This window comes from Priestia sp. SRI_019 (genome assembly GCF_057586255.1).
Map to the genome: position 1 here is coordinate 1 of NZ_JBYCZN010000021.1, position 6355 is coordinate 6355.

Consider the following 6355-nt stretch of genomic DNA (forward strand, 5'->3'; position numbering starts at 1 on the left):
TTACCGAATTAGATAACTATAGTTACCGAATTAGATAACTACGAAAATATAAAAAAAAGTAACCCTTAAAAAAGGGTCACTGGAAAATTTTTAAATAAAGGCTTAGCATTAGCAAAAAGTGCTTTTAAAGTTGTTTCTATATTGTCTCGTTCTCCACTGTAAATAATATTCGGGTTAATAAACAAGGCATATGTACGGGCATTATTCCCTTCTGTTTTTTGACCTTGAGCTTTAACAACTACTCCTTTATCAACTAACTGATTTACAATTCTACTAACCTTGGGCGCACTAGTTTTTAATCTTTCAGCAATAGCCTTCTGTGTCAATGGAACTGCACTTCTAGAGTGAATATTATCTACAATACAGTTACTTTTAAATTGCATATATCTTTGAATACGAAGTAAGAAGAGCATCTGTTCATCAGTAAAATAATCATTTTCTAAAGCATAATCCCAATTATCCTGAATAAATTGAGCAAATTTCACTTTTGATTTTGGAGAACGTTTAGTTCCAACGTAAATCTCCTTTCCTCCAGTCGCTTTACTTAATACTTCTATAGCTTTGTTAACATCATCCTGATCAACGCCATGATAGTCTTCTTTAAATTTTTCTTTTTCATTTTCTAAATCTCTTAACCTAGCATTTTGTTCAGCATCATCAAAATTAATTTTGAATTTTCTTTTTTTCAATTGTTAATTCCTCTCCTCTAGCAGGAATTAACCGTCCTGTGTTAAAATAAAATTAATTAAATAGGTTGCACAACAACAAGAGGTTAATCCCTCGAAATGTTTTGTTAAAAGTCCTCTGGCCCGCTAAAACTAGAGGACTTTTCTTATTTTTAATTTTAAATCATCTACACCTTTATTTCATTGATTATTTATTTCTTTATACTTCTTGATTCTGCAGGTATTTCTTTCTCATATAACCTTCTTAAAGCTAAACGTATAACATCATTTTGAGTAATGGGTCTAAAACTAAAATCATTAAAGTCATTAAATGAATTAATTAACTCCTGAACCATTACTAATTCATCTTCGTCAAGCCTTATGGAAGTGGTTTTTAACGTCTTTTTCTCTGTCATGTTAATACCTCCAACTTCTTCTATATACAACATTATACAATTTAATCTAATCAATCGCAATGCAATGCAATGTAATCAATTAGATTATAACGAAAGCTGTTATTTGACAAGTTAAATTAATTAAAATGTTATCCTAACTCTATACCAAACAACCCAAAGAACCACTTAAACAAGAAGAATACAGGTACCATAAAGATTGCTGCACCAGCTCCATACTTCACCCAGTCTAACCAACCATTAAACGCCACACCTAACTTAGCGTTCGAAATCATAGTCTTGCTGTTTTTTTCGACCTCGCTGAGTTCCGCCTTCGCTGTCGCGCTCAAGCTGTCGAACTTGCTCCCCAGGTTGTTGTTGATCTTCTCTAGCTCGTCCTTGATCGCTTGATTGTTTATTTGAAACTCTTTGCTCAGAAACTCCTGATTCTGTTTCATTTCGCTTTGTAACACTCTGATGGCCGTCTTCATCTCGGCCAAAGTTTTGTTTGTATGCAGCTTGTGTGTTTCGATGTCGTTCTCTAATTTGCTCAGCAATGTCATCGAAGTTAAGCTCATTTCCTGCTGCACGTCTTGGCTCGTCTGTTTGATCTGTTCGAGCTCTTGTTCGATCATCATCTCTTTGTTCATGTTTTCTTTCAAAAACGTCGAGAGATAGCCCTCTGTCGTTCTGAGACGCAAGATCATCTCCTGGTATAACTGCTGTAACTGTTGTAACTCCTCTTTCTGTTGAACCTGCTGTTTCTCTTTCTCTTGTAACTTGTCTTTCAAAGCCATGTAAAATCGTCTCCTTCTCATACGCCAACCCTAATTTAGTGCCACGTACCTTTTTATTCGATTCTAGATGCTCATACGTGATGTTTTTACCTCTTAAAGCCGCCTGGACGCCCTGGTCTTTTAAACGTTCCTGGAACTCTTCAAAACTAGCTGTCTGCTCCTTGGCTTGATCAATGGCCGTTCGAATTTCATCCTTCCAACTAGACTCACCTTTCTCAAGTAATGACTGTTCAGCTAATGTGTACCGAACATCGGCCGAGCGCTCTTCTACAATGGACAGCCCATGTTCCTTACACAGTTCATCACTTATTTTGCGCACATGGTCAATAGCCTCTTGGCCATGTGCATGAAACTTTCGGCCATCTTCATAGTTCACCGCATTAATCACAATGTGGTTATGAATATGATCTTTATCTGTGTGCGTATAGACGGCAAGCTCATGACCTTTTGCCAACTTCTCAGCCAGTTGTAACCCAATTTTATTGGCTTGTTGGGGATCCACCTCATCTGGTTTGAATGATTGAATGATATGATGGGCTTGTATGCCGCCGTTCTTGCCCCATATTTCCCTTGTAGCCTTAAATTGGTTCCGAACATAGTCCACATCGCAATCAAGCGAATTTGATACCTCAGAGCGCTTCTCAGCGTACTTCAGTAACGCATTGGCATTTTTCGTCGTACTTAGCTTAATTGTTGCCATGCTGCAGCCAATCCCTTTTTAATTTCGTCGAGATTGTATACCAATCTCTCAAGCTCCTGTTCACTCAATTGTTCAATGTCTCGTGCATTGCACCATCTCGCAATCTGGTTCACATTGGTACCCACGGCACGCAATTCCTTCGCAATTGCTAGAGCACCCTCACGATTGATCTTCGGCTGTCGTACACGGGTACCCTGTGCCTTTGCTTTCACAAAGGCAGGCACCGTCATTCCTACGTTATCCGCCATCAGCGATAGCCGTTCGAATTCCTCCTCAGTGACACGGAACTTCACCTGTTTAGGCTCGTTCCTACGCTCGCCTTTCGTCTCGCTCATCCCTTTATTCCTCCTTATGTTCACCTACTGAGCGTGGTGAACTTGGTGTAAAATTCCAGCTGTATGCTTCCATAATACACCAAACAGTCGGAATAAGGCAAGCTCTACAATTGGTACCCAATTGAGCTTGGTTATGCCAGGCATAACAATCCCCCCAGCCCCCTTTTCAAGGGGGAGCCAAATCGCGGACGCTGTCCACACCTGCCAAAGGAAAGCTCCTTTGGAATGGCTTCTACAAACACCCCCAACCCCCTCAAAACTTTGAGGGGGCTCCCTCGCCGGTTGGCGTCAAACAAACGTGGTTGTTTGAGTGCCAAGAGGGTTCGGGTGCAGAGACATTGTCAATTCCTTAATGCTCCCTACGGTCCGCTTACCATTGACAATGCAGCTTATCTCCCCCTTTGTTTTGGGGTAGAGGCTGGCTTCTTATGTTTTTAAAGTGTTGTTCATCTTGGAATAAGATGAACACTTTAGGGCGGCCGATCTGGCGGTTCGGCAGGTATACTTTCCTAAACAAGCCGATCTCCTATATCCTTCGTTTTGGGTATGTCGGCTTGGCGATAAATTTAAACCTGCCGAAAGTCTTTATACAAGGGGAAAAGAGTGGAGATTTTTTAAGTGGTTTTTTTAAAAAATACGACTCGTACCTTGTATAAGGACTAGCCTTCATTGAATGAGTCTTCCTATTCTATTTATTACATAATTTAATATGAAGAACAGTTAATAACTGATCCAAGCTTTCTTTACTATCTATAAACACTTTCGCATGTACCAGCCTCTGGTTCATAATAACAGTGTTGTTTAAATTGTCCTGAAAATGGTTGACCGTACCATGTAGGTGGACAAGCAGCAGGAGGATTAAAATACCAAAGAGCATACTTAGAAGGTTGTTGTCTCCAATAGTTTACTACTTGTCGTGCTAATCTTCTTTCTACATCCCTTGCTGGCCTATAAAATAAACTACCTTTTTGTACTGCTTCAAAAGAGTAATTTCCACCTTGAACATGAAAAATTACATCCCGTATGGTTCTTAAATCCTTAAAATCCAAACAGTCAACTGCTGTTCTATTTACAATGACATTCCCAACCATAAGCATGCCTAGTTTCCCTTCACCTACAGCCTCTGCATGCATCATCCTTGCAATTAAATCAATGTCACTACTCCTATATTTTACTCTTGTCACTTTTTATCACCTCTACCAATGATTGTATTTAAAACATCCTATAAAAATGTCAAGTGGTTACCCTTCAAAAATAACAAAAATTGTATAAATCAAATCTCTAAGAGCAAACTACTGATGATGTGGCAAGCATCATCTCTAAAATGCCAATTAGAGAAAAAACTACCTTCCCAACTCAGAGGTAGTTTTTTTCTGTTTTCAGACTGTATACGGTATGCATTGCTAGTTAACATAATGTCTCTTTCCGGAAGACATCAAAAAAGAGAACCCTTATGGGAGTAAGGGTTCGAAAGAGGTCTCATTTATGAGTTATGCAGCTTTTTATACATCCTTGACGCGTAAGGGTTTCATACTAGGGCATAACCCAAACGAATGTATAAAAAGTGCACCTTTTATTCATATGCTCAAAGTTGCCTTACATTGATTTAATTATAAAATAGTTGTAAAATTATTCTGACTACTTTTATGATTTGTAATGTTGTCAAAACCCTTAAGATAAAAGGATACCTGATTTTAAAAATAGGTATCCTTTTATTTTTTTTAGCCTTCAGGCTAACATTTTTCTAACGAAAAAATTATAAAAAGATCCTTGCAATTCTAGTGGCGAATTGCTACTAAACAATAGTGATAATAGAGAGAAAGTTTTAAAAGTGGTGTTAAGCCTTGGTATGACTGAGTTTGTTGGACTTTTTGGGGTGTCATGAAAACATGACACCTAAATATTTCCAATATAAATAAAAAGACCGTACCAAATTGATACGGCCTAGATAGTTTTATTTAAAAAAATCTAACTGGTAAATTTACTTTTTTTCCATTCTGATCTTTAAGTTTTTTTAAAGAATGCTGAAATGATCTATTAACGGATTAATCTGTTAAAAAATCAAAGAGAAGCTGCTATGTAATATGTCCGTTAGACTGGAGCTTCTTTTTATACATATGTTCTTATGGATAAATATCGTATATAGAGGGGAAATATGGTACTATTTAAACGAATTGATTTTTTACACTTTCATAAGTGTATCCCTAAAAGGCAACCTCTTTCCAATGCCATTGAGATGAGGTTGTCTTTTTCATTTCTTCTAACATAAATAATTTATCTATTTACTGAAAGAAACTATCTATGAGAGGAAAGGAAAGTATTACAGCTAAAAGTATAGAAATCGTATTAATCCACCATTTATCTGTTGAGCTCATAATCCAAAAGCCAGCAGGTATAAAAAACAAACATTCTGAAACAATGGCATTCACCTTCACCATTTCCGGTAAAACAATAATTGATAAATAATACCCAATAGTTAATATTATAGAATTTTTGAGTACAGTGAAATACATACTAGCTAACACTCCATATTATTTTTAAAAATAGTATGGTTGATAGGCTTGAAAATTATTCTTTCTCTAAGTCCTGTTCATGCTTTTTTATTTTCTTTAAGACACTAACATCTTATTAGAGGGTGTTATAATAGTTATGACCCTTAATAAATTGGAGGTTATAACTGTTATGTACATGGAATTCTATGAAAAAGTAGATGGATTAGCAAGAGCTATTGGAGTCACGACTTCAACTGCAAAGAAATATTATTTACTTTTTGAAGAACATGGTTATAACTTTAAACGTAATCAGCAAGGACAACTCTTGTTTTCACAAGATGATATAAATCTATTTAAAGAATTAATGCTTTTAAAAAATGAAAAAGGTATGACCGTTTCAAAGGCTGTAAAGGAAATTGCAAAAGGCAAAGTTATAACTGACACAACCGATATAACCGACATAACTGTTACAACAGAAGATATAACGGTTATAACTAATCAAGTCACAACGGTTATGACTGAGCTAGAAGAGTTAAAAAAGTTAGTGAAGAACCAAAATGAAATTATAGAGAAACAACAAGAAGACTTTAAAAAACAGTTTTTAAAACAAGAGTCATACATAAAAGATAGTTTAGAACAACGAGATAAAACATTGATTTCAACATTAAGAGAAATGCAAGAATCACAAAAAGAAATAGCTGCTAGTTTGTCAGAAGAAAAAAACAAGAAGAAATGGTGGCAATTATGGTTACGTTAAACTACTCAAATAGATTGGGTAGTTTTTTTAATTAAAAGATGACCGTCTTGAGACGGTTTTTTTAGCCTTTAGGCTATTAATTTTCTAACGAAAAAATTATAAAAAGACCCTTGCAATTCTATAAGCGAATTGCTATTTAAATAGAGAGTGAGAGTAAAATAACCCCTAAGGCAGTAATAAACCCTTTAATACCAAGGGTTTATACTGATTTTCGTAG

7 protein-coding genes are annotated in these 6355 nt (G+C 36.2%); 1 reads left to right on the forward strand and 6 read right to left on the reverse strand.

Features of this window, described 5'->3' with window-relative positions; genetic code table 11:
• Positions 1–65: 65 nt before the first annotated feature.
• From AC2YJL_RS27510 to AC2YJL_RS27535, 6 genes are all read right to left on the reverse strand, one after another.
• On the reverse strand, positions 66–689 hold the full coding sequence (locus tag AC2YJL_RS27510) for a MarR family transcriptional regulator (RefSeq protein WP_230933891.1): 624 nt from the start codon (positions 687–689) through the stop codon (positions 66–68).
• A 188-nt stretch (positions 690–877) separates the two neighbouring features.
• Complete coding sequence (locus AC2YJL_RS27515; RefSeq protein WP_102194869.1) at positions 878–1081, reverse strand: hypothetical protein; 204 nt, start codon at positions 1079–1081, stop codon at positions 878–880.
• 128 nt (positions 1082–1209) lie between these two features.
• The gene (locus tag AC2YJL_RS27520; protein WP_205665451.1) at positions 1210–1353 is read right to left on the reverse strand and encodes a hypothetical protein; all 144 of its coding nucleotides are present in this window, start codon (positions 1351–1353) and stop codon (positions 1210–1212) included.
• Positions 1337–2554: a relaxase/mobilization nuclease domain-containing protein gene (locus AC2YJL_RS27525; protein ID WP_136790582.1), complete on the reverse strand. Its 1218-nt coding sequence runs from the start codon at positions 2552–2554 to the stop codon at positions 1337–1339. Before AC2YJL_RS27525 ends, AC2YJL_RS27520 begins: the two co-directional genes overlap by 17 nt.
• A complete protein-coding gene (locus AC2YJL_RS27530) occupies positions 2536–2889 on the reverse strand; it encodes a plasmid mobilization protein (RefSeq protein WP_012209755.1) in 354 nt (117 codons plus the stop codon). The genes AC2YJL_RS27525 and AC2YJL_RS27530 overlap by 19 nt, the downstream gene beginning before the upstream one ends.
• 746 nt (positions 2890–3635) lie before the next feature.
• Complete coding sequence (locus AC2YJL_RS27535) at positions 3636–4073, reverse strand: cell wall hydrolase (RefSeq protein ID WP_088568273.1); 438 nt, start codon at positions 4071–4073, stop codon at positions 3636–3638.
• Between the two features lie 1498 nt (positions 4074–5571).
• Between AC2YJL_RS27535 and AC2YJL_RS27540 the strand changes: the two genes are divergently transcribed.
• Complete coding sequence (locus AC2YJL_RS27540) at positions 5572–6138, forward strand: DUF3967 domain-containing protein (RefSeq protein WP_230933892.1); 567 nt, start codon at positions 5572–5574, stop codon at positions 6136–6138.
• Positions 6139–6355 lie beyond the last annotated feature (217 nt).